Source organism: Streptomyces sp. NBC_00385 (genome assembly GCF_035917155.1).
In the GTDB taxonomy this organism is placed as follows: Bacteria; Actinomycetota; Actinomycetes; order Streptomycetales; family Streptomycetaceae; genus Streptomyces; species Streptomyces poriferorum.
Map to the genome: position 1 here is coordinate 7,511,654 of NZ_CP107951.1, position 20,577 is coordinate 7,532,230.

Consider the following 20,577-nt stretch of genomic DNA (forward strand, 5'->3'; position numbering starts at 1 on the left):
CCAGCGCATCCGACAAGCCTTTCCCGGTTGTGAGTCACGGGAAACCACCCTCAGGGTGATTATCACTCGGCGTGCCGAGTGTGGCGATCGTTGACGCACCCCGGGTGACTGCCTACCTTCGAGTGGGCAGGTCAAGGACGGAGGTCGGCGTGAGAAGCAGCGGCGACGGTACGGCAGTGGGTGGGCCGTATCCGCAGCAGGGGAGTACAGCCGGCCACACCATCAGGCAACCGGCTGCGCCGGATGCGGTGGCGGGGGACGGCGTGAAATCGGCCGACGAGATCGGTTACCGAGGGCCGACGGCATGCGCGGCAGCGGGGATCACCTACCGGCAGCTCGACTACTGGGCCCGCACGGGCCTGGTGGAGCCGAGCGTCCGCCCGGCCTACGGGTCGGGCACACAGCGGCTCTACAGCTTCCGGGACGTCGTCCTGCTGAAGATCGTGAAGCGTTTCCTCGACACCGGGGTCGCCCTTCAGAACATCCGCACCACGGTGCAGCACCTGAGGGCCCGCGGTTTTCAGGACCTCGAGCGCATGACGCTGATGAGTGACGGAGCGACCGTGTACGAGTGCTCCTCGCCCGCGGAGGTCGTCGAGCTGCTCCAAGGGGGTCAGGGCGTCTTCGGCATCGCTGTCGGGGTGGTGTGGCGGGACGTGGACGCCGCGCTCTCTCAGCTGCACGGTGAGCGTGTGGACACCGGCGAGACGCTGATCGGCAACAACCCCACCGACGAGCTGGCCCGCCGCCGCAACCGGGCGGGCTGACCGGGTGGGAGGGCGGCCGCGCCCCGGGAAACCGGGGTGCGCCGGCCTCTGTGACAGGGCGACTGTCAGTGCCGTAGGGCACCATCGATTGATGTGAGAGCCGCGCCCACCATCCTGCATCTGGACATGGATGCCTTCTACGCTTCCGCGGAGCAGGCGGCGAAGCCGAGCCTGCGCGGTAAGCCGGTCGTGGTGGGCGGCCTCGGCCCCCGGGGAGTCGTGGCCACCGCCTCCTACGAGGCGCGTCGTTTCGGGGTGCATTCGGCGATGCCGATGGCGCAGGCCAGACGGCTGGCGCCGAACGCGGCCTATCTGGTGCCGCGCTTCACGCTCTACCGGACCGTGAGCGACCAGGTCATGGAGCTGCTGGGCCGCCTCTCGCCCCTGGTGGAGCCACTCAGCCTCGACGAGGCCTTCGTCGACCTGGAGGCGGGCGGGACGGCGGACGACACGGCCTCGGCCATGGAGATCGGCGAGCAGCTGCGCGGGGCGATCGAGGCGGTCACGGGGCTCAGCGGCTCCGTCGGCCTCGCGGGCTCCAAGATGCTGGCGAAGATCGCCTCCGAGGAGGCGAAGCCCAACGGGATCCTGCTGATAGAGCCGGGCACGGAGCGGGCGCTGCTGGCGCCCATGCCGGTGCGCACCCTGCCCGGCGTCGGCCCCGCCACCGCGGACCACCTGCGCCGCGCCGGAATGACCACCGTCAACGACCTCGCCGAGGCGGGCGAGGCGGAGCTCGTACGGCTGCTGGGCAAGGCGCACGGCAGCTCCCTGCACCGCATGGCGTCCGGATACGACGACCGGCCGGTGGTCGCCGAGCGCGACGCCAAATCGGTCTCCGTCGAGGACACCTTCGACACGGATCTCCACGACCGGGTCCGGGTGCGGACCGAGGTGGAGCGACTCGCCGACCGCTGCGTCCACCGGCTGAGGGCCGCCGGACGGTCAGGACGCACGGTGGTGCTGAAGGTGCGGCGTTACGACTTCTCCACCCTCACCCGCTCGGAGACGCTCCGCGGGCCCACGGACGACCCCTCGGTCGTCAGAGAGGCCGCTGCGCGGCTCCTGGAGGCCGTGGACACGACCGGGGGCGTCCGGCTGCTCGGCGTCGGCGTCACCGGCCTCGCCGACTTCACCCAGGAGGACCTGTTCGCCCAGGCAGCCGGTGAGCGGATGGCCGCAGAGCTCCCGGACACCGCGGAGCCGGGCGGGCACGCCGCTGCGGACGACGGAGGGCCGGAGAGCGAGGAACCCGCACACGAGAGCCCGGAGCAGCTCGCCGCGCGGCGCTGGCCGGCCGGGCACGACGTACGCCACGGGACCTACGGCCACGGCTGGGTGCAGGGGAGCGGGGTCGGGCGGGTGACGGTGCGGTTCGAGGAACCGGAATCGGCGCCCGGCCGGGTCCGTACGTTCCGTATCGATGATCCGGAACTGCAGCCGGCCGATCCGCTGCCGCTCGTGCGGAACCCGGTGGACTACTCGTCCTGGCCGGCCAGCTTGCCGAAGTCACGGTCCGGAGCGCTCTCGGCGGGCGCCGCCGAGTCCAGACCGTAGTGCCGGTAGAGCTGGAGCTCCTGGTCCGGCGAGAGATGGCGGCCGACCCCGAAGTCGGGTGCGTCCTTGATCAGGGCACGGTCGAAGGGGATGCGCAGCGTGTCCTCGACGAATTCGCTGGGCTCCAGCGGGACGAAGGCGTCCCGGCTGAACAGTCCGGTGCGCACGGCCGCCCATTCGGGCACGCCCGTCGCGTCGTCGAGATACACCTCGTCCACGGTTCCGATCTTGGTGCCCTTGCGGTCGAACGCCTTGCGGCCGATCAGGCTGCGCGGATCGATGTCGGTCTGCACGGTCCCTCCCACTGGTCGTGGCTGCTCCACAGGCACTACAGAAGTGCAGATCCGTGGCGTCGGCCACTCGAGATTTCCCTCGCATACCCCGCTGGTACGCTGGCCATGGCTGCTGACCCCGTGCGGGAGAGTCCTCCGGAGGAAAACCGGAGGGCGCCGAAGGAGCAAATCCTCCCCGGAATCTCTCAGGCCCCCGTACCGCACGGACGAGGTCACTCTGGAAAGCAGGAAGGGTTGCGCACGGCCACGGCCGGGCCGGAACCCTTCCTCACCGACGGTGAAAGCCGGTGCGCCCCGTGGGCACCGGTGAAGCTCTCAGGTTGAGATGACAGAGGGGGAGGCCGTTCGGGCACCCCGCGCCGTGGTGCCCCTCGCAGGTCGTGACAGACCAGGAGGCCTCCATCATGACCCCCCGTCGCACTTCGCTCTCCCAGCTGGAACAGGGAATCCCGTTCGAGCAGCGCCACATCGGTCCCGATGCCGAGGCACAGGCGAAGATGCTCGCCCAGGTCGGTTACGGCTCGCTCGACGAGCTCACCGCCGCCGCGGTGCCCGATGTGATCAGGAGCGCCGAGGCCCTGAACCTGCCGGCCGCCCGGACCGAGGCCGAGGTCCTCGCCGAGCTGCGTCTGCTCGCCGACCGCAACCAGGTCCTGGCCCCGATGATCGGGCTCGGCTACTACGGCACGTTCACCCCGCCGGTGATCCTCCGCAACGTGATGGAGAACCCCGCCTGGTACACGGCCTACACGCCGTACCAGCCCGAGATCTCCCAGGGGCGCCTCGAAGCCCTCCTGAACTTCCAGACGATGGTCGCCGAGCTCACCGGGCTGCCCACCTCCGGTGCCTCGCTGCTCGACGAGGGCACCGCCGCGGCCGAGGCCATGGCACTGGCCCGGCGCGTCGGCAAGGTCAGGAACGGCGTCTTCCTGGTCGACGCGGACACCCTCCCGCAGACCGTCGCCGTCATCGAGACCCGCGCTGAGCCGACCGGCGTCGAGGTCGTCGTCGCCGACCTCACCGACGGCATCCCCGCCGAGCTCGCCGAGCGCGGCGTCTTCGGCGTGCTGCTGCAGTACCCGGGCGCCTCCGGAGCCGTGAGGGACATCAAGCCCGTCATCGAGCAGGCCCACGAGCTCGGCGCGATCGTCACCGTGGCCGCCGATCTGCTCGCCCTCACCCTGCTCACGTCCCCCGGGGACCTGGGCGCGGACATCGCCGTCGGCACCACGCAGCGCTTCGGTGTGCCGATGGGCTTCGGCGGACCGCACGCCGGCTTCATGGCGGTGCGCGAGAAGTTCGCGCGCAGCCTCCCGGGCCGTCTCGTCGGTGTCTCCGTGGACGCGGACGGCAACAAGGCGTACCGGCTGGCCCTGCAGACCCGCGAGCAGCACATCCGCCGGGAGAAGGCCACCAGCAACATCTGCACCGCGCAGGTGCTGCTCGCCGTGATGGCCGGCATGTACGCCGTCTACCACGGTCCCGACGGGCTCCGGACGATCGCCCGGCGCACCCACCGTTACGCGGCCATCCTGGCCGAGGGCCTGCGGGCCGCCGGTGTCGACGTGGTGACCGGTGCCCACTTCGACACGCTCACCGTCCGGGTTCCGGGCAAGGCCTCCGCGGTCGTCGCCGACGCCCGTGAGCGCGGTGTGAACCTGCGGCTCGTCGATGGCGACCTCGTCTCTCTCGCCTGCGACGAGACCACCACCCGCGCGCAGATCGCGGCCGTCTGGGCGGCCTTCGGTGCCGAGGGCGACATCGAGGCGCTGGACGCCGCGACCGCCGACGCGCTGCCCGAAGGACTGCTGCGCACCGACGCGTTCCTGACCCACCCGGTCTTCCACCAGCACCGCTCCGAGACCGCGATGCTGCGCTACCTGCGCAAGCTCGCCGACCGCGACTACGCGCTGGACCGCGGCATGATCCCGCTCGGTTCCTGCACCATGAAGCTGAACGCGACCGCCGAGATGGAGTCGATCACCTGGCCCGAGTTCGGCGCGATGCACCCGTTCGCACCGGCTGAGCAGGCCGAGGGCTTCCTGACGCTCATCCGCGAGCTGGAGGAGCGCCTGGCCGAGGTCACCGGTTACGACGCGGTGTCCATCCAGCCGAACGCCGGCTCACAGGGCGAGTTCGCGGGGCTTCTGGCCGTGCGCGCGTACCACCGTGCCAACGGAGACGAGGGCCGGACCGTCTGTCTGATCCCGTCCTCCGCGCACGGCACCAACGCCGCCAGCGCCGTGATGGCCGGGATGAAGGTCGTCGTGGTGAAGACCGCCGACGACGGCGAGGTCGACATCGAGGACCTGCGCGCCAAGATCGCGCAGTACCGCGACGAGCTCGCCGTGCTGATGATCACCTACCCGTCCACGCACGGCGTCTTCGAGGAGCACGTCGCCGACATCTGCGCCGAGGTGCACGACGCCGGCGGTCAGGTGTACGTCGACGGTGCCAACCTCAACGCGCTGGTGGGCCTCGCCAAGCCGGGACACTTCGGCGGCGACGTCTCGCACCTGAACCTGCACAAGACCTTCTGCATCCCGCACGGCGGCGGCGGTCCCGGCGTCGGTCCCGTCGGGGTGCGCGCGCACCTGGCGCCGTACCTCCCGAACCACCCGCTGCAGCCCGCCGCCGGTCCGGAGACCGGTGTGGGACCGATCTCGGCCGCTCCGTGGGGCTCGGCCGGCATCCTGCCGATCTCGTGGGCGTACGTACGCCTGATGGGGGGCGAGGGCCTGAAGCGTGCGACGCAGGTCGCCGTACTCGCGGCCAACTACATCGCCAAGCGGCTGGAGCCGCACTACCCGATCCTGTACAACGGCCCGGCGGGACTGGTGGCGCACGAGTGCATCGTGGATCTGCGGCCCATCTCCAAGGCGACCGGCGTCAGCATCGACGATGTCGCCAAGCGCCTCATCGACTACGGCTTCCACTCGCCGACCATGTCGTTCCCCGTCGCGGGCACGCTCATGATCGAGCCGACCGAGAGCGAGGACCTCGCGGAGCTGGACCGGTTCTGCGACACCATGATCGCCATTCGCGGTGAGATCGAGAAGGTCGCCTCGGGCGAGTGGAGCGCGGGCGACAACCCGCTGGGCAACGCCCCGCACACCGCGGCCGCGCTGGGCGGTGAGTGGGAGCACGGCTACAGCCGCGAGGTGGCCGTCTTCCCCGCCGGGGTCTCGGCCGCCGACAAGTACTGGCCGCCGGTGCGCCGGATCGACGGCGCGTTCGGTGACCGCAACCTCGTCTGCTCCTGCCCGCCGCTGGAGGAGTACGACAACTGACGCCTGATCACAGGGCGTGACGCGGACACGCGTGGGGGCCGGTGCGGAGAACTCTCCGGGCCGGCCCCTTTCGTGCGGCCGTTCAGGCCGCCTTCACCACCCGGCCTGTTCCCAGCGGCCGGTGCGGGGCGATGATCTGCCCGTCCGGAAGCAGCTCACCGGTGTCCTCGAAGAGCAGGACGCCGTTGCACAGCAGGCTCCAGCCCTGTTCCGGGTGGTGCGCCACGAGACGGGCGGCTTCCCGGTCGGCGGAGTCGGCTGTCGGGCAGGCTGGCTGGTGCTGACACATGGCTGGGTTCTTTCGCTGCGTTGAGTTGAGTGTCCTGCGGCTTGAAGAGGTGTTCATGGCCGCCCCCCGTATCGATCGGTCCGGTCCCAGTGTTGCCCCACGGACGTCGATCCGCAGGGATTTCGCAGCAGCGCTTCCACTCCTCTGAGGACGCATCACCCGCCCGGACGGTTCAGGGCAACTGCACTGTCACTTCGGGTGGTTCGGGGTGGCCGGATGGGGCTAGTCCGGATGGGCAGGTGTGGCCCCCACTTGATGGCACTGTGCCCCGCCACCGGATCCGGTGGCGGGGCACAGTGCCATCAAGTGGGGGAGCCGGGGCTCAGGCGGGGGAGCCGAGGAGGGGGCCGGGGCCGGGTGCGATACGGGTGGTGATCACGGGGAGCAGATCGGCGACCCGGTGCGGACGGTGTGCCGCGATGCCCGGTGGGGCGGGAGCCAGCGGTACCAGCAGATCGGCCGGGGCGGGGGATCCGCCGGACGCGTCGGCCCCGGTGTCCCCGTGCAGCCACAGCGCCAGCATGTACAGCTCGGGAATGGACAGCAGCCTCGGCTGGTACGGCGTCGCCGCCGCTTCCGCATGGCGCAGGGCGAGTTCGGTCGAGGCGATGTACGGGCCTTCGAAGAAGTGCGAGAAGGCCCAGCCGTCCGGGGTGAGCATCGTGTCCGCCGCGGCGACGGCCCGCTCCGTACTGCGGATCAGGAAGCGCCATCCGGTGAGCCGGGTCGTGGGCGCCGGCCCGTCCCGGCCGATGCGGTCCAGCACATGGACGGGGAGCGGGTGTTCGGGGCTCAGCGGTCCCTGGGCGGACCGCAGGGCGGGGGTGCGGGCCTCGCGGACCGCGGTCGGTGAACCGAGCGCCGCGAGAACGCTGCGCAGAGCGGGCGCGGGAGCCGGGGGTACATGCAGCGGCATAGTGGGTCGCCTCTCACTTCGGAGACACGGTGGAGCGTGGGCGGGTGCAGACGGCGCTGTCGGCGTGCGGGGCCAGAGGAGGCCGGTGACTGGGCCGGTGCGTCAACTCTCTGCCTCGTCCGCGGAGTTTATACGACACGTGTTCACGCGGTGTTTCCACTAGCCGCCACGGCTATTGCCGACAAGGCGGTATCCGGTCTTAATTATGCGGAGATTATGCTGATTCGGTGTGAGCGGCGCAGCCACCGCCTCGGGTTTTTCCCGCGCCGCGGTAGGCTGAAACGTGTCGGTGCTTTCCCTGCGCGCCGTCCAGGGAATCTGCGCACTGCGTCATGCCGAGTGAATGTGCCCCGGGCCTCAGTCATCAGATTAGCGGGTGCACGGCGTCTGCGGGGCGTTATGGATCTCGCTGTCTGGGCATTATCGACCGTGACGCGAGCGGCCTGGGCCGCGGGCTGCCCACTCGAGGAGGGATACTTCGATGGGGGAGAAGGTCGTTGCGGGCGCCTTTGACCTGTCCGATCGGCAGAAGTACCGGAGGAAGCTCCACCAGTGCCTGGAGGGGCTGGGGAGGCTCCTGGCGGAGCGGAGGTTCGACCGGCCGCGCAACCTCATGGGCATGGAGATCGAACTGAATCTGGCCGGCGCCGACGGTATGCCGAAGATGTTGAATGGGCAGGTTCTGGATCGCATCGCCAGCCGTGATTTCCAGACGGAACTGGGGATGTTCAATCTCGAAGTGAACATAGTTCCACATAATCTTTCAGGCCGTGTTCTCGATCAACTGGCCGAAGAGCTGAGGACCGGTCTCGGATATGCCGACCGGAAGGCTGCCGAGGTCGATGCCGGGATCATGATGATCGGAATACTTCCCACCCTCGGACGCGAGGACATGGTCCGGTCCAACCTCTCCGATGTCGACCGCTACGCGCTGCTGAACGATCAAATGGTGGCGGCGCGAGGCGAGGATTTCTCCCTCGATATCGAGGGTGTGGAGCGACTGGTCTGCACCTCGGGCTCGATCACGCCGGAGGCCGCCTGCACCTCGGTGCAGCTCCATCTGCAGGTGACTCCGGAACGCTTCGCCGACGTGTGGAACGCGGCCCAGGCCGTCGCGGCGGTCCAGGTGGCCCTGGGCGCCAACTCCCCCTTCCTGTTCGGCCGGGAACTGTGGAGGGAGTCGAGGCCGCCGCTCTTCCAGCAGGCGACGGACACCAGGCCGCCGGAACTCCAGAACCAGGGGGTGCGGCCGAGGACATGGTTCGGCGAGCGGTGGGTCGACTCGGCCTACGAGCTCTTCGAGGAGAACCTCCGCTACTTTCCCCCGCTGCTGCCGATCTGCGACGAGGAGGATCCCCTGCGGGTCCTCGACGAGGGAGGAGTGCCCGGGCTGCAGGAACTCGTCCTGCACAACGGCACGGTCTACCGGTGGAACCGCCCGGTCTACGGCCTGGCGGGCGGCGTCCCGCACCTGAGGGTGGAGAACCGGGTCCTCCCCGCGGGACCGACCGTCGCCGACGTGATCGCCAACACCGCGCTCTATTACGGACTCGTACGGGCGCTCGCGGAGGAATCCCGGCCGGTGTGGACCAGGATGCCCTTCACCGCCGCGGCCGAGAACTTCGAGACCGCCTGCCGCCAGGGCATCGACGCCGAGCTGCTCTGGCCCAGGCCCGGCCGCTCAGGCGGACTGACCCGGGTGCCGGCGGTCAAGCTGGTGCGGGACGAACTGCTGCCCCTGGCCGCCGCCGGTCTCGACGCCTGGAACATCGAGCCCGCCGACCGGGACCACTACCTCGGCATCATCGAGGAGCGTTGCAGGCGGCGGACGAACGGCGCGTCCTGGCAGGCCGACACGTATCACCGGGCGAGGGAGGCGGGGCTGGGGCGGGCCGAGGCGCTTGCCGCCATGACCCGGAGGTACGCCGAACTGATGCAGGCCGGCGAGCCCGTCCACACCTGGCCGGTGGACCTCCCCGCACGGTGAGACGGGGCCGGGCCGCGGCCGCCCGGTCCGCCCCGGCCCCCGTGATGGACCGGGCGGCCGCGGCCCCGTCCGTCGCCCCGGCCCGTGCCCCGGGCGGGCGCGGAGCAGGCGCTACTCCCCGGCGCCGCCACCGCTCTGCCCCGCGGTCATGACGGCCTGCAGGATCACCGCCTGGATCTCCGCCGGGTCGCTGACCTGATAGCCGCCGCCACCGGTCACCTTCGCTATCTCGTTCACCTCTTCGCGGTCGGCGTCGGGGCCGACCGCGATGGCGAGCAGCGGAACCGGGCGGTCCGGGTCGGTGATCTTCTTGAGCTCGGCGATCAGGGCGGAGCGCGAGATGGAGCGGTCGTCCTGGTTCGAGCCGTCGGTGAGGATCACGACGGCGTTGAACTTGCCCTTCACGTACGTACGCTGCGCCTCCTTGTAAGCGGCCAGCGCGGTGTCGTAGAGGCCCGTGGCCCCGTCGGGCACGGGCTTGAGCGAGGAGAACGCCGCAGCGAGCTTGTCACGGTGCGTGCCCCCGCCCTTGGCCGCGTCGCCGAGCCGGCTGGTCTCCACCAGTCGGCGGTAGTCCTTGTCGCCGTCGAGCGTGGTGGCGAACTCCCAGAGACCGATCTCGTCGTTCGGCGTGAACTGGTTGAGAGCCTGGATCAGGGACGCCTTGGTGACGTCCATCCGCGACTGGTTGCGGCCCGGGACGATCGTGGCCATCGACCCCGAGGCGTCGACGACCGTGGTGAGCCGTGCGCTCTGGACGGTGATCGTCCACATGCCGAGCGTCTCCTGCAGCGTCTCGTCCGAGGGGGCGGCCCCCGGCGATGTGGCGTACGGCTGGGGCGACTTGCCGCCGGCCGAGGCGACCAGTGTCTCGTCCGCGGTGCCGTCGACGGTCCGGAAGCCGTGCTCCTGCAGCGTGAGCTGGGAGGCGTCCTCGGACAGCAGCGTCATGAAGCGCAGCGCGGCCCGGCTCTCGTCCGTCGTCTGCTCCTCCTCGTTGACCAGGGTGAACGGGTAGTTGAGGAGCGGAGCGCCGTCCTTCGGGTAGAAGAGGTCGAGCTTGCTGCCGCCCGTCGACTCGGCGTTGTGGGCGAACGCGGCCTGCTCGGAGAGGAGCACCGCCTGGTTCCGGGCCGGATTTCCCTGTTCCGCTCCGGAACTGTCCTGGGGCAGGGTCTCCACGACCTGGGTGTCGCCGTCCGACATCCGCTGGGCGAGCAGCTTGGCCGTGGCCGCGGCCCTCGTGTCGCTGTCCCCGCCCAGTTTGTCGGAGGAGATCCCGATGCTCGTCAGCGCCAGCAGGCCCGTGGCGCTGCGTGCGGGGTCGGCCGAGCCCAGGCGTACCTTGTCGGACTCCATGGCCGCGGCCGTCAGTTCGGCCCAGGAGTACTTCTTCTCGGGCCAGCCGAGGGATTTGGCCGCGGAGGGCACCATCGCGAGCGTGACGGGTGACGAGGCGACGGAGTCGCCCGGAGTGATCGGGATGGCGTCTCCCAGGCCCTTGGCCCGGTTCAGCCAGAGGTCGGAGTCGGGGAGCCACATCTGGTAATCCGGTGCCCGGGTGCCGCGGGCGAGGGCGTCCGCGACCTTGTACGAGTCGCGGGCCACCACGTCCACGTCCACGCAGTGACCGTCGGATCTCAGGTTGTCCTTGCGTGCCTTGTCGGCGACGGCACGCACGGCGGGGGCGATGTCCGGCGAGGTCATCATGGACAGGTGCACGGCGGTGTCCTCGCAGGACTTCGAGAACGACAGCAGGCCGCCCTGGGCCGCGACCGCCGTTCCCGCTGCCACGGCGAGAACGAGCATGGTGGCGATGGCTACGGTACGACGGCGGCGCGGTGGACGGTCCCCGCTTCCATCCGTGGCGTAGTCGTCCGGCAAGCTGTGACGTCCCATGTCGGTGGTGCCCCTCCTTGAGGATGAACAAGGAAAAGGGGGACCACACCATCGGCAATGGTGCTCGTCCCCCGGCCTGTCGCGCATGATCTTCGTACCTGTATTCGAGACCCTAGCGGGGCGGGGAGCGGCATGGGACGTGAATGCACAACTGAGGGCAGGTGTACAGGTGGAGGCGGGGCGTGTGGCTGAATCTTTTCCCCAGGAGGCCGTGTCACGACGGATCTTGCGGTCCGAAACGGTGTTGGTTCTGGCTCTCTCGCTGGGGGCCAGCGGAGTGTCTGCCCTGATCAGTTTTGTCGGATCCTTGACGAAACCAGGGGGTTTGAAGGATCAGGCGGCCACGCTCAACAGCTCCTACGCGCCGGGGCGCCCATGGCTGGATCTCGCCTGGCAGCTCTTCGGTATCACGACGGCGCTGGTGCCGGTCGCCCTGGTGGCGCATCTGCTGATCAGGGAGGGGGCGGGGCTGCGCGCCATCGGCTTCGACCGCTCCGGGCCGTGGTCGGACATCGGGCGCGGGACGCTGGTGGCGGCGGGGATCGGCAGTGCGGGCCTGGCCTTCTATCTGGTCGCCCGCACCGCCGGTTTCAACCTCACGGTCGTCCCCGAGTCGCTGCCCGACGTGTGGTGGAAGTTCCCGGTGCTCATCCTGTCGGCGATCCAGAACTCCGTGGTGGAGGAAGTGATCGTCGTCGGGTATCTGCTGCGCCGGCTGGGGCAGTTGGGGTGGACCCCGATGGCCGCGCTGGCGGCGAGTTCGGTCCTGCGCGGCTCGTACCACCTGTACCAGGGAATCGGCGGCTTCATCGGCAACATGGTGATGGGCGTCGTCTTCGTGCTGCTGTACCGCCGCTGGCAGCGCGTGGGGCCGCTGGTCGCCGCGCATGCCCTGCTCGACATCGGTGCGTTCGTCGGGTACGCGCTGCTCGCCGGGAAGGTGGACTGGCTGCCGACCCCGTGAGGCCGGGGCGGGTGGGGGGTCAGGGGTGTGCGGGAGGTCCGGGGTGTGTGGGAGGTCCGGGGTGTGTGGGGCGAGGAGTGTGCGGGACGTCCGCACACCCCTCGCGTCGTCCATCGCCGTCACAGGGTGACGAGCAGCTCGCCGTCCACGACCGTCACGGCACTGCCTGTCAGCAGGGTGCGGTCCCCGCGCAGCGACGTGTGGACCAGACCCGATCGGGCGGACGCCTGGAGGCCGGTCAGTTCGTCGCGGCCGAGCCGGGCCGACCAGAACGGCGCGAGGGCGGTGTGGGCGCTGCCCGTCACCGGATCCTCGTCGATGCCCACGGCGGGGAAGAAGCCGCGGGACACGAAGTCGTAGCCGCAGTCCGGTGAGGCGGCGGCGGCCGTCGCGATGACACCGCGCCGTGAGTGGGCGGTCAGCGCCGCGAAGTCCGGTGAGAGGCCCCGTACGGTCGCCTCGTCGGCCAGTTCCACGAGGAGATCGCCGATGTGCGGGCCCGTGTCGTGCACGGATACGGGCTCCGCGCCGAGGGCGGCGGCCAGTCCGGCCGGCGGGACTTCGGGGGTCAGGGCGGCGGTCGGGAAATCGAGTGCGATCGAGCCGTCCGGGTCCGCGGTCGAGGTGAGGACCCCGCACCGGGCGGCGAAGCGCACCGTGCCGCTCGCGGTCGAGGTGGTGTGCAGGACGTGGGCCGTGGCCAGGGTGGCGTGGCCACACATGTCGACCTCGGTGGACGGGGTGAACCAGCGCAGCGCCCAGTCGGCGGTGCCGCCCGGCGGCAGCGGATGGGCGAACGCGGTCTCGGAGAGGTTCAGCTCCGAGGCGATCTGCTGGAGACGGCTGTCATCGGGGAAGCCCTCCGGGCCCAGGAGCAGGACACCTGCGGGGTTGCCGGAGAAGGGGCGGTCGGTGAACGCGTCGACGATACGAATCCTCATGGTCCGACGGTAGGGACGCGGCGAGGCCGCCGGCCAAGGCCAATTCCGGGTCGGCGGCTCGGAATGACCTGTCCCTGCGGTGGACGCTCTGTCAGGCCGTTCCCGTCGGGCGTGAGCCGGTGGGCGCGGCCTAGTACCAAGGGCGGGCGTCCTGTGCGGGCAGCGGGCGCAGCGTCGGCCAGCGTTCGAGCAGGCGGCCGGCCAGGGCGGAGCTGAGGCGGCCGAGGGAGTGCAGGTGATCGTGGTCGCGGGTCAGGCCGGCGACCACGCCGAGGCGGTGGACGAGCCGCTCACGGGCCGAGACGTAGCCCCACTCGAAGTCCTCGGCGGGTACCCGTGCGAACTGGTCGGCCGTTCCGCGGTGGGCCCGCTCGACGAGCGCGTCGCCCTGGATCAGCCAGCCCGCGCAGGCGTCGGCGAGGTCGCCCGCCACGTCCGTCCCGGTGAGGCCGCGCCAGGTGGTCCGGTAGACGTCCTCGACCTCCGTGAGCGGGGCCGCGGTGACCGACATCGCGCACCAGCAGGTGGGGAAGCCGATGCGGAAGTAGGCGAGTTCGGTCAGGCCGTTGCCGAGCGAGGCCCGCTCGAAGTCGACGAAGCGGACGCCGTCGGCGGTGCGCAGATCGTTGCCGGGGCAGGGGTCGCCGTGCAGCAGTGCATGGTGCGGGGTGGGGTCCAACCGCTCCAGGAGGCCCGCCAGTTCATCGGGAACCGTGGCCGGTACGGGCACGTCGAGCGCCCCGGCCAGGGTGAGGAAGGACTCCGCGTCGGTGGCCGTGGGCCCCGACGAGGCCGGTAGCGCGCCCGCGTCGGCGGGGCCGGTCAGGGCGTGCAGGCGGGCGAGCGACTCGGCGTATCCCGGCATCCAGTCGTCCGTCCTGCCGAGGTCCTCCAGGTGCTCGAGGACCAGCACCCGCGAGGGCAGGTCCGTGGCGAGCACCGCGGGGGCCACGGCGGGCCGCCCGGAGGCCCTTCCCGCCAGGCGCAGCCCGGCGGCCTCCCGCGCGAAGCGCGTGTCCGCGTCGGCCCTCGCGTCCCCGGCGCCGGTGATCTGTTTGACGATCACCAGCCGTCCGTCGGTCAGCCGCACCCGCCACACGCGCGACCGCGGACTGCTGTCCAGGAGCTCGGTCTGCTGGGGCGTGCCCACGGTCGAGAGCAGTGCCTCGTTGAACGGAACACGGTTCGGCATGCCGACGAGCGTAGCCGTCGCCGGGCACGCGGCTGTCCTGGCGGCCGCCGGAGCGAGTTGTCCTGTGACAGTGAACCGCCACTGAGGTTTGACCGCCGGGAGGCGCTCTACCGGCGGACCGCCGAGATCAGCCCGCCGGGCCGCTCCTCGCGCTGCGGCGGGGTGCTGATCGGGCGGCCGTAGGCGGCAGCGCGCTCGCGCAGGGTGTGGCTGTCGGCCTCCCAGCCGTGCCCGGCCAGCCAGCCCACCGGGTCGTCGGGCATCTCCGAGACCCACATGGACGCCGCCGATCCCGGCACGGCGTCCGCGCCGAAGCGCTCGATCACGCCGCGCGAGCCCAACGTCAGCCCCATCCGGCTGCCGGCTGCCGACTGCGCGCTGATCCGGGCCAGCAGCAGCTCCACCGCGTCCTCGGGCAGATAGATCAGCAGTCCTTCGCCGATCCACGCGGTCGGCGCCGCCGGGTCGTGCCCTGCGGCGGCCAGCGCGGCCGGCCAGTCCTCACGCAGATCCACCGCGACGGTGATCCGCTCGCAGCGTGCGACGGCCCGCTCCTGGCGCAGCACCGAAGCCTTGAAGTCCAGTGGCGCGGCGGTGTCGACCTCGAACAGCCGGGTGTCCTCGGGCCAGTCGATCCGGAAGGCCCGGCTGTCCATGCCGGCGCCGAGCAGCACGACCTGCCGGACCCCGGACGCGGAGGCCTGCCGCAACAGGTCGTCGAGGAACTTCGTCCTGATGACGATGGAGAGCGACACGGCCAGGCGACGGCGGCGCGCAACCTCGTCATCGGGCAGCGGCGGTGAGGAGGGCCATAGGCCACCGGCGGTGGCGAAGGCCTGTGCCAGTGGGTCGCGGAACAGCGCGTTCTCCCGCTCGGTCTCCAGGGCCCGCACCCTGGCCACCCCCACCGCCGTGGCCCACACTCCCGACGGCTGCACCCGCTTCTGCTCATCAGTCACCGCGCCAGCCTAGGCGGGGCCGGTTGGGCCTTCCGCTGCCGGTATGCCTTCTGGCGGCATCGGTCTGAGCATGTCCGGCGTGCTGCCGAGAACATCGGGCCGTCGCAGACGGGGCAGATGCGTGGTCCGGTTGGATCAGCCGGGTCTGCTTCGTTCAGCCACTTTTATTCAGGTTTGAGATATTTGGCCCTTCGGCAGGCGGATGGACACGGGCGATAACGCTGTCCGGGCTGGTTCTGAGGACCGGCAACGGACATGGGGACGACGGGACCTGCGGCTTTGGTGCGGGCCGCCACCACCCGCCGGTCGAGCTTGCCGGACCCTGGTCCCTGCTCGGTCTTCGGTCCGCTGTGGGCCCGGGTGAGCAGGGCCGCGACCGCGTCGGCGATCTCCGCCTCGGTGGCGCGGGGCAGCTGGTGGCCGGCATGGTCCCAGGCCAGGTCACCGAAGGGGCCGGTGCCCGGTTCAGGTGTTTCCAGGTGGCCGGGACCCACTCGTTGTCACCGCGATGGTTGCGTACCCAGATCCGGGAGACGTCGTGGGGGTCGCGGTGGATGCGGGCCGGCAGCACGCCGGCGGCCACGGCTCTCGTGGTCGGCCGCAGCACCGCCGCGGTCGGCGTCCTGGTCCCGACATCGATCACGGCGGTGAGCTCGACTCTGCCGGTGACGCCGTTGTCGAGGAGGACCGGCACGTCCAGCGGGGTGGAGTCGATCCGTATGACCTCGCCCGGTGCGAGGACCGGCAGTTCCCCGTGCGGCCTTGTGGCCCCGTGGGCTCGGGACCGGCGGGTCACCGCCGAGCCGGACGCGTGGGTGCCCGAAGTCGGCTTCGCCGGCAGCCGGTGGCAGGAACATGCCGGTGGTCAAGGTTCAGTGGCAATCGAACGAGATTCGCCGTCACAGGGCACGGGTTCTGCGCAGGGGTTTGTCAAGCGACCGGTTCCGATATATCGTTGACGCATCGCGACAGTACAGCGATAGATAAGAGATCAATGAGAGAAGGAGAACGGTCATGCGTTCACATGGACATGAGCACGGACACGGTCGTGGGCACGGTCAGGGGCGCGGCCCCTTCGGTCCCGGTGAGTACGAGCGGGGCGACTTCGAGGGGCGCCGCGCCGCCTTCGGGCAGTTCGGCCCGCCGTTCGGCGGCGGCCCCTTCGGTGGCGGCCCGTTCGGCGGAGGGCGGGGTCGCGGTGGCGGCCGGGGGAGGGCGCGCCGCGGTGACGTGCGTGCGTCGATCCTCGCGCTGCTGAAGGACCGGCCGATGCACGGCTACGAGATGATCCAGGAGATCGGCGAGCGCAGCGGCGGGGCCTGGCGGCCCAGCCCGGGCTCGGTGTACCCGACCCTGCAGCTGCTGGAGGACGAGGGGCTGATCGTCAGTGCGAGCGAGGGTGGCAAGAAGCTGTTCACCCTCACCGACGCCGGTCGTACCGAAGCGGAGTCGGGGGCCGACGCGCCCTGGGAGGAAGCCGGCCGCGGCGTCGACTGGGACAGCCTCAACGAGGTCCGGCAGGCCGGTTTCGGGATGATGGAGGCGTTCGGCCAGGTCTGGAAGACCGGCTCGCCCGACCAGCGCGAGAAGGCGCTGGCGGTGATCAACGACGCCCGGAAGAAGCTCTACCTCATCCTCGCCGACGAGCACTGAGCCGGACGGTGAGTGAGGTGGGGAGGGATGTGCCGAAGGGCCCCGTGGTGCTGCCGCGGGGCCCTTCGGTGTGTACGGGTGGGGTGGCGGCCGTGCCGTGCGGGGTCAGGTGACGATCAGTCCGTCCAGTTTGCGCAGTGACTCGATGAGGGCCGCGGTGGCCGAGTCCTTCAGCTTGCCGGCCATCAGGGAGACCGCCGCCCCGGTGAACTCGCCGTCGATGCGGATCGTGGTGGCGTCCCCGTCCGGCGTGAGCACGTAGCTCATCCTGAGGTTGACACCCATCGGCCCCTTCCCCGTGGTGGTCAGCAGTCGGCCGTCCTCCAGTTCCGACACCGTCCAGGTCACCTCGGCGGGGAATCCCATCAGCTTCATGTTCTCCTCGTACGTGCCCGCCAGTACGAGGTCGGCCGGGCTGCCCTTGGGGAAGCTGGTGTGGGTGGCGTTCCACTCCCCGTACGTGCTGAAGTCGGTCAGCTGGGCCCAGACCTTGCCGGCCGGTGCTGCGATACGCGCTTCTGCACTGACTTCGGCCATGCGACCACCCCTTCTCGACGGGTTACGGTGTCGCGGAACGTAGCCGCAGCGGCGATAACATTCAATACTGATGAAGCGTCAGATCTGTTGGACCGGTTCCGGTCCGCCAGATCCGGGCCGCGTCGAACCGGTCGCAGGCGCGTGGATGCGGTCCGTCGTCGTGGCAGTGGAACGCCGCCCAGAAGAGATCCGCGCGCAGCGCGTCGGACGGCGCGTGCACCCGGTAGACGTAGTCGCGCCCGTCGAGTGCCGGCAGCGAGACGAGCCAGCTCACCTCCGGCACCCCCTCCCGCGGCCGTCTTGGTGTTCCGGCGTGAGAGACGTGTGCGGGGAGGCTTCCGGTTGCTCCGGGAGCGTGAGGCAAGGCGGCGCGCTCCGTTTGCGGGAATCCGGCCCCGGAACGGCCCGATCTCATCCGTAAGGAGGAGGTCTCGCTCCTCTGTGCCCAACTCGGGTGGGATGCGGCAATGGGACTCTCCGGGGACGCCGCGGCCGATACGGGCTGATGGGGTGGAAGTGTGCAGAACCCGACCCCGCGGATCCCTCAGCAGCCCGCACCGAACCACCGCGCTGAGTACGACGCCGGACTCACCGACGAGCTGGCCGCCGTGGTGACGAGCGCGCGCAGGCGCGCCCTGCGTGACGGTGATCGGCAGATCGATACGGCTCATCTGCTGCATTCCCTCATCGAGTCGGACCCCGCCGTCCGTACGGCCTTCGACGGCGGCCCTCAGCTGGCCAGGGTGCTCGGCTACCTCGTCCAGCGCAGCATCGGATACGGGCTTCGCTGGCAGGGTGCGGTGGAGGACTCGGGTGCGGTCCCGGTGGTGGCCGACGCGGGTGCCGAAGGGTGGTCGCCCTCAGCGGCGTCCGCGATGGCGGACGCCGCCCGCCGGGCGAAGGCGTACGGGCGCGAGAGGGCCGGCGGACTCGACCTGCTCGCCGCACTGGCCGCGGACCTGGAGTGCCGGGCCGTCAAGGTGCTGGCGCGGGCGGGCGTCGACCCGGCGCTGCTCGCGGACCGCATCGTGGAGGCGTCCGGCCAGGTGTGACAGCCCCCGGCGTGTCAGGGGCGCCGTTGACATCGGAGTGTTACCCAAGTCAGGCGTCACGGGGGTGACGCTCCTGACGCCGGCTGTCATGATGTGCCGATGCACGCGTCTCAGGGAAGAAGCGCCGGCCTGGGACTCGCCCTTGCCTCGGCCTTCGCGTTCGGTGGTTCCGGAGTGGCGGCCAAGCCGCTCATCGAGGCGGGCCTGGACCCGCTCCACGTGGTGTGGCTCAGGGTGGCGGGCGCCGCGCTCGTCATGCTGCCCGTGGCCTGGCGCCATCGGGATCTGGTCCGCAGCCGCCCCGTGCTGCTGCTGGGATTCGGACTCCTCGCCGTCGCGGGTGTCCAGGCCTGCTACTTCGCCGCGATCTCCCGTATTCCGGTGGGCGTCGCCCTGCTCGTCGAGTACCTGGCCCCGGCGCTGGTCCTCGGCTGGGTGCGCTTCGTCCAGCGCCGCCCGGTGACCCGGGCGGCCGCCGTCGGCGTCGTCCTCGCGGTCGGCGGTCTGGCCTGTGTGGTCGAGGTGTGGTCCGGGCTGAGCTTCGACGCCTTCGGACTGCTGCTCGCGCTCGGTGCGGCCTGCTGCCAGGTCGGCTACTTCGTCCTCTCCGACCAGGGGAGCGCGGATGCGGCGGACGGCGCCGAGCCGCCGCATCCGGTCGGTGTCATCGCCTACGGGCTGCTGATCGGAGCCGCCGTCCTGACCGTCGTGGCGCGCCCGTGGGGCATGGACTGGTCCGTGCTCGGCGGCGACACCGCGATGAACGGCACGGAGGTGCCCGCCTGGCTGCTCCTCGTGTGGATCGTGCTGCTGGCCACCGTCATCGCGTATGTCACCGGTGTGATCTCGGTGCGGCTGCTGTCACCCGCGGTGGCGGGTGTCGTCGCCTGCCTGGAAGCCGTCATCGCCACCGTGCTGGCGTGGGTGCTGCTCGGGGAACACCTGGCCGCGCCGCAGCTCATCGGCGGTGCGCTCGTCCTGACCGGCGCCCTCATCGCGCAGTCGTCCACGCCCAAGGCGCCCTCGGGGCCCGTCGCCTCGGGGCCCGTCGCCTCGGGGCCCGTTGCCTCGGGGTCGGGCGCCTCGGGGCCGGGCGCGGAGCGGGCGGCGGCCGAGGGGGAGTTGCCCGCCGGACGTGCCGCCTCCTAAGGTGGCGATCATGCGTTTGACCGTACTTCCGCCGCCTGCCGCCTAGCGCGGGCAGCCACTCAGACGAAGACCGGGCTCGGGCAGTCCCCGAGCGGTTCGTCGCTGCCCGCGTGCGGAGCCGAGCGACCACCTCCCCGTTCTTCCCTGGAGAAGTCACGTGTCGAACCCTGCTTCCGGCCTGCCCGTCGGGCGGAGCCTTTGCTATCTGATCATCGCCGGAGTGGCCTGGGGCACGGCCGGTGCCGCCGCCTCGCTGCTCTTCGGGGCCAGCGATCTCGGCCCTCTCGCCCTGTCGTTCTGGCGCTGTGCGGGCGGCCTCCTGCTCCTGCTCGCCGCGCTCGCGCTGCGGCCCGGCCGGACGGTGGCCGTCGCCGAGTCCGGGCGCCGGCGACTGCTGCGCATCGTCGGTACCGGTATCGGCCTCACCGTTTTCCAGACCGCGTACTTCGCCGCCGTCCAGGCCACCGGCCTCGCGGTCGGCACCGTGGTCACGCTCGGCGCGGGCCCTGTCCTCATCGCGGTCGGCGCCCGGCTCACGATGGGGGAGCGGCTCGGGCTCGGCGGCATCGCCGCGGTCGCCGGAGCGCTGACCGGTCTCGCCGTCCTGGTGCTCGGCGGCGATGCGGGCACGGTGCGGCCTGCCGGGATCGCGCTGGCCCTGCTCTCCGCAGCGGGCTACGCCGCCATCACCCTGCTCACCCGTTGGCTCGGGCGGGACGGTGGCGGCGGTGACGCGCTCGCGACCAGTGCCTGGGCGTTCGGAATCGCCGCGGTCGCGCTGCTGCCGATGGCGGCCGGCGAGGGCCTCGTCCCGCACACCGAGCACCTGGCGCAGGTGGTGACCCTGCTCGTGTACGTCGCGGCGATCCCGACCGCCCTCGCCTACGCGCTGTACTTCGCGGGCGCCGCGGTGGTGCGGGCCGCCACCGTGTCGGTGATCATGCTGCTCGAACCGGTCAGCGCGGCGGTCATCGCTGTCGTCGTGCTCCACGAGCAGCTCACGCCGGCCACGGTCGCCGGGACGCTGCTGCTGCTCACGGCGGTGGTCGGGCTGGCCCTCGCCGAGACGCGCGGCGCGGCGAACGCCCGCCGGGAGGCGGCCGTCCCGGTGTGAACCACCGAGGTGGCGGGG

General features: G+C 71.0%; 18 protein-coding genes and 1 riboswitch. Of the genes, 9 read left to right on the forward strand and 9 right to left on the reverse strand.

The genetic code is table 11. The features are described 5' to 3' along the window. The first annotated feature begins 149 nt into the window (after positions 1-149). Together OG959_RS33480 and OG959_RS33485 are read left to right on the forward strand one after the other, a co-directional pair. Positions 150-767: a MerR family transcriptional regulator gene (locus OG959_RS33480; protein WP_326664475.1), complete on the forward strand. Its 618-nt coding sequence runs from the start codon at positions 150-152 to the stop codon at positions 765-767. A gap of 93 nt (positions 768-860) precedes the next feature. Then, positions 861-2,324: a DNA polymerase IV gene (locus OG959_RS33485; protein ID WP_326664477.1), complete on the forward strand. Its 1,464-nt coding sequence runs from the start codon at positions 861-863 to the stop codon at positions 2,322-2,324. On the opposite strand, the gene OG959_RS33490 is transcribed toward OG959_RS33485, so the two are convergent. Then, complete coding sequence (locus OG959_RS33490; RefSeq protein WP_326664478.1) at positions 2,246-2,617, reverse strand: PRC-barrel domain-containing protein; 372 nt, start codon at positions 2,615-2,617, stop codon at positions 2,246-2,248. The two genes, OG959_RS33485 and OG959_RS33490, sit on opposite strands and share 79 nt — an antisense overlap. 113 nt (positions 2,618-2,730) lie before the next feature. Continuing rightward, positions 2,731-2,828: riboswitch (glycine riboswitch) on the forward strand. Between the two features lie 193 nt (positions 2,829-3,021). Here OG959_RS33490 and gcvP point away from each other — a divergent pair. Beyond that, positions 3,022-5,907, forward strand: coding sequence for an aminomethyl-transferring glycine dehydrogenase (gene gcvP, locus OG959_RS33495; RefSeq protein WP_326664480.1), 2,886 nt, complete (start codon positions 3,022-3,024; stop codon positions 5,905-5,907). 82 nt (positions 5,908-5,989) lie between these two features. Here the strand turns inward: gcvP and OG959_RS33500 are convergent, their stop codons facing one another. Both OG959_RS33500 and OG959_RS33505 read right to left on the reverse strand, forming a co-directional pair. Further along, positions 5,990-6,196 (reverse strand): DUF5999 family protein, encoded by a 207-nt coding sequence (locus OG959_RS33500; protein WP_148015119.1) that lies wholly within the window; start codon positions 6,194-6,196, stop codon positions 5,990-5,992. A 322-nt stretch (positions 6,197-6,518) separates the two neighbouring features. Next, positions 6,519-7,112, reverse strand: coding sequence for a hypothetical protein (locus tag OG959_RS33505; RefSeq protein ID WP_326664483.1), 594 nt, complete (start codon positions 7,110-7,112; stop codon positions 6,519-6,521). A gap of 481 nt (positions 7,113-7,593) precedes the next feature. Between OG959_RS33505 and OG959_RS33510 the strand changes: the two genes are divergently transcribed. Next, the gene (locus OG959_RS33510; protein ID WP_326664485.1) at positions 7,594-9,099 is read left to right on the forward strand and encodes a glutamate-cysteine ligase family protein; all 1,506 of its coding nucleotides are present in this window, start codon (positions 7,594-7,596) and stop codon (positions 9,097-9,099) included. A gap of 111 nt (positions 9,100-9,210) precedes the next feature. Here the strand turns inward: OG959_RS33510 and OG959_RS33515 are convergent, their stop codons facing one another. Further along, positions 9,211-10,998: a substrate-binding and VWA domain-containing protein gene (locus OG959_RS33515; RefSeq protein ID WP_326664487.1), complete on the reverse strand. Its 1,788-nt coding sequence runs from the start codon at positions 10,996-10,998 to the stop codon at positions 9,211-9,213. Between the two features lie 184 nt (positions 10,999-11,182). On the opposite strand from OG959_RS33515, the gene OG959_RS33520 reads away from it, so the two are divergent. Beyond that, positions 11,183-11,962 carry a CPBP family intramembrane glutamic endopeptidase gene (locus OG959_RS33520; protein ID WP_326664489.1) on the forward strand — a complete coding sequence of 260 codons (780 nt, stop codon included), beginning with the start codon at positions 11,183-11,185 and terminating at the stop codon, positions 11,960-11,962. A 119-nt stretch (positions 11,963-12,081) separates the two neighbouring features. Here OG959_RS33520 and OG959_RS33525 read toward each other — a convergent pair whose 3' ends face one another. The 3 genes from OG959_RS33525 to OG959_RS33535 form a co-directional block, all read right to left on the reverse strand. Further along, on the reverse strand, positions 12,082-12,903 hold the full coding sequence (locus OG959_RS33525) for a PhzF family phenazine biosynthesis protein (protein ID WP_326664491.1): 822 nt from the start codon (positions 12,901-12,903) through the stop codon (positions 12,082-12,084). A 130-nt stretch (positions 12,904-13,033) separates the two neighbouring features. Then, the gene (locus OG959_RS33530; RefSeq protein WP_326664493.1) at positions 13,034-14,095 is read right to left on the reverse strand and encodes a phosphotransferase; all 1,062 of its coding nucleotides are present in this window, start codon (positions 14,093-14,095) and stop codon (positions 13,034-13,036) included. Positions 14,096-14,202: 107 nt separating this feature from the next. After that, positions 14,203-15,054, reverse strand: coding sequence for a class I SAM-dependent methyltransferase (locus OG959_RS33535; RefSeq protein WP_326664495.1), 852 nt, complete (start codon positions 15,052-15,054; stop codon positions 14,203-14,205). Between the two features lie 1,014 nt (positions 15,055-16,068). On the opposite strand from OG959_RS33535, the gene OG959_RS33540 reads away from it, so the two are divergent. Next, positions 16,069-16,707, forward strand: a complete 639-nt coding sequence (locus OG959_RS33540) for a PadR family transcriptional regulator (protein ID WP_326664497.1) — start codon at positions 16,069-16,071, stop codon at positions 16,705-16,707. Positions 16,708-16,812: 105 nt separating this feature from the next. Here the strand turns inward: OG959_RS33540 and OG959_RS33545 are convergent, their stop codons facing one another. Next, a complete protein-coding gene (locus OG959_RS33545; protein ID WP_326664499.1) occupies positions 16,813-17,244 on the reverse strand; it encodes a type II toxin-antitoxin system Rv0910 family toxin in 432 nt (143 codons plus the stop codon). 61 nt (positions 17,245-17,305) lie between these two features. Further along, a complete protein-coding gene (locus OG959_RS33550) occupies positions 17,306-17,518 on the reverse strand; it encodes a hypothetical protein (protein WP_326664501.1) in 213 nt (70 codons plus the stop codon). Positions 17,519-17,762: 244 nt separating this feature from the next. Here OG959_RS33550 and OG959_RS33555 point away from each other — a divergent pair, with 244 nt between their 5' ends. The 3 genes from OG959_RS33555 (at position 17,763) to OG959_RS33565 (ending at position 20,559) form a co-directional block, all read left to right on the forward strand. Continuing rightward, positions 17,763-18,296 (forward strand): Clp protease N-terminal domain-containing protein, encoded by a 534-nt coding sequence (locus OG959_RS33555; protein WP_326664503.1) that lies wholly within the window; start codon positions 17,763-17,765, stop codon positions 18,294-18,296. Positions 18,297-18,395: 99 nt separating this feature from the next. Then, a complete protein-coding gene (locus tag OG959_RS33560; RefSeq protein WP_326664505.1) occupies positions 18,396-19,445 on the forward strand; it encodes an EamA family transporter in 1,050 nt (349 codons plus the stop codon). Positions 19,446-19,602: 157 nt separating this feature from the next. After that, positions 19,603-20,559 carry a DMT family transporter gene (locus tag OG959_RS33565; protein WP_326664507.1) on the forward strand — a complete coding sequence of 319 codons (957 nt, stop codon included), beginning with the start codon at positions 19,603-19,605 and terminating at the stop codon, positions 20,557-20,559. The last annotated feature ends 18 nt before the right edge of the window (positions 20,560-20,577 follow it).

What these genes read in the sequence shown, in the direction of transcription:
- OG959_RS33545 (WP_326664499.1), bottom strand. Translation starts at nt 17,244, where the DNA reads ATGGCCGAAGTCAGTGCAGAAGCGCGTATCGCAGCACCGGCCGGCAAG.
- OG959_RS33560 (WP_326664505.1), top strand. Translation starts at nt 18,396, where the DNA reads ATGCACGCGTCTCAGGGAAGAAGCGCCGGCCTGGGACTCGCCCTTGCC.
- OG959_RS33505 (WP_326664483.1), bottom strand. Translation starts at nt 7,112, where the DNA reads ATGCCGCTGCATGTACCCCCGGCTCCCGCGCCCGCTCTGCGCAGCGTT.
- OG959_RS33540 (WP_326664497.1), top strand. Translation starts at nt 16,069, where the DNA reads ATGCGTTCACATGGACATGAGCACGGACACGGTCGTGGGCACGGTCAG.
- OG959_RS33525 (WP_326664491.1), bottom strand. Translation starts at nt 12,903, where the DNA reads ATGAGGATTCGTATCGTCGACGCGTTCACCGACCGCCCCTTCTCCGGC.
- OG959_RS33500 (WP_148015119.1), bottom strand. Translation starts at nt 6,196, where the DNA reads ATGTGTCAGCACCAGCCAGCCTGCCCGACAGCCGACTCCGCCGACCGG.
- OG959_RS33530 (WP_326664493.1), bottom strand. Translation starts at nt 14,095, where the DNA reads ATGCCGAACCGTGTTCCGTTCAACGAGGCACTGCTCTCGACCGTGGGC.
- OG959_RS33510 (WP_326664485.1), top strand. Translation starts at nt 7,594, where the DNA reads ATGGGGGAGAAGGTCGTTGCGGGCGCCTTTGACCTGTCCGATCGGCAG.
- gcvP (WP_326664480.1), top strand. Translation starts at nt 3,022, where the DNA reads ATGACCCCCCGTCGCACTTCGCTCTCCCAGCTGGAACAGGGAATCCCG.
- OG959_RS33515 (WP_326664487.1), bottom strand. Translation starts at nt 10,998, where the DNA reads ATGGGACGTCACAGCTTGCCGGACGACTACGCCACGGATGGAAGCGGG.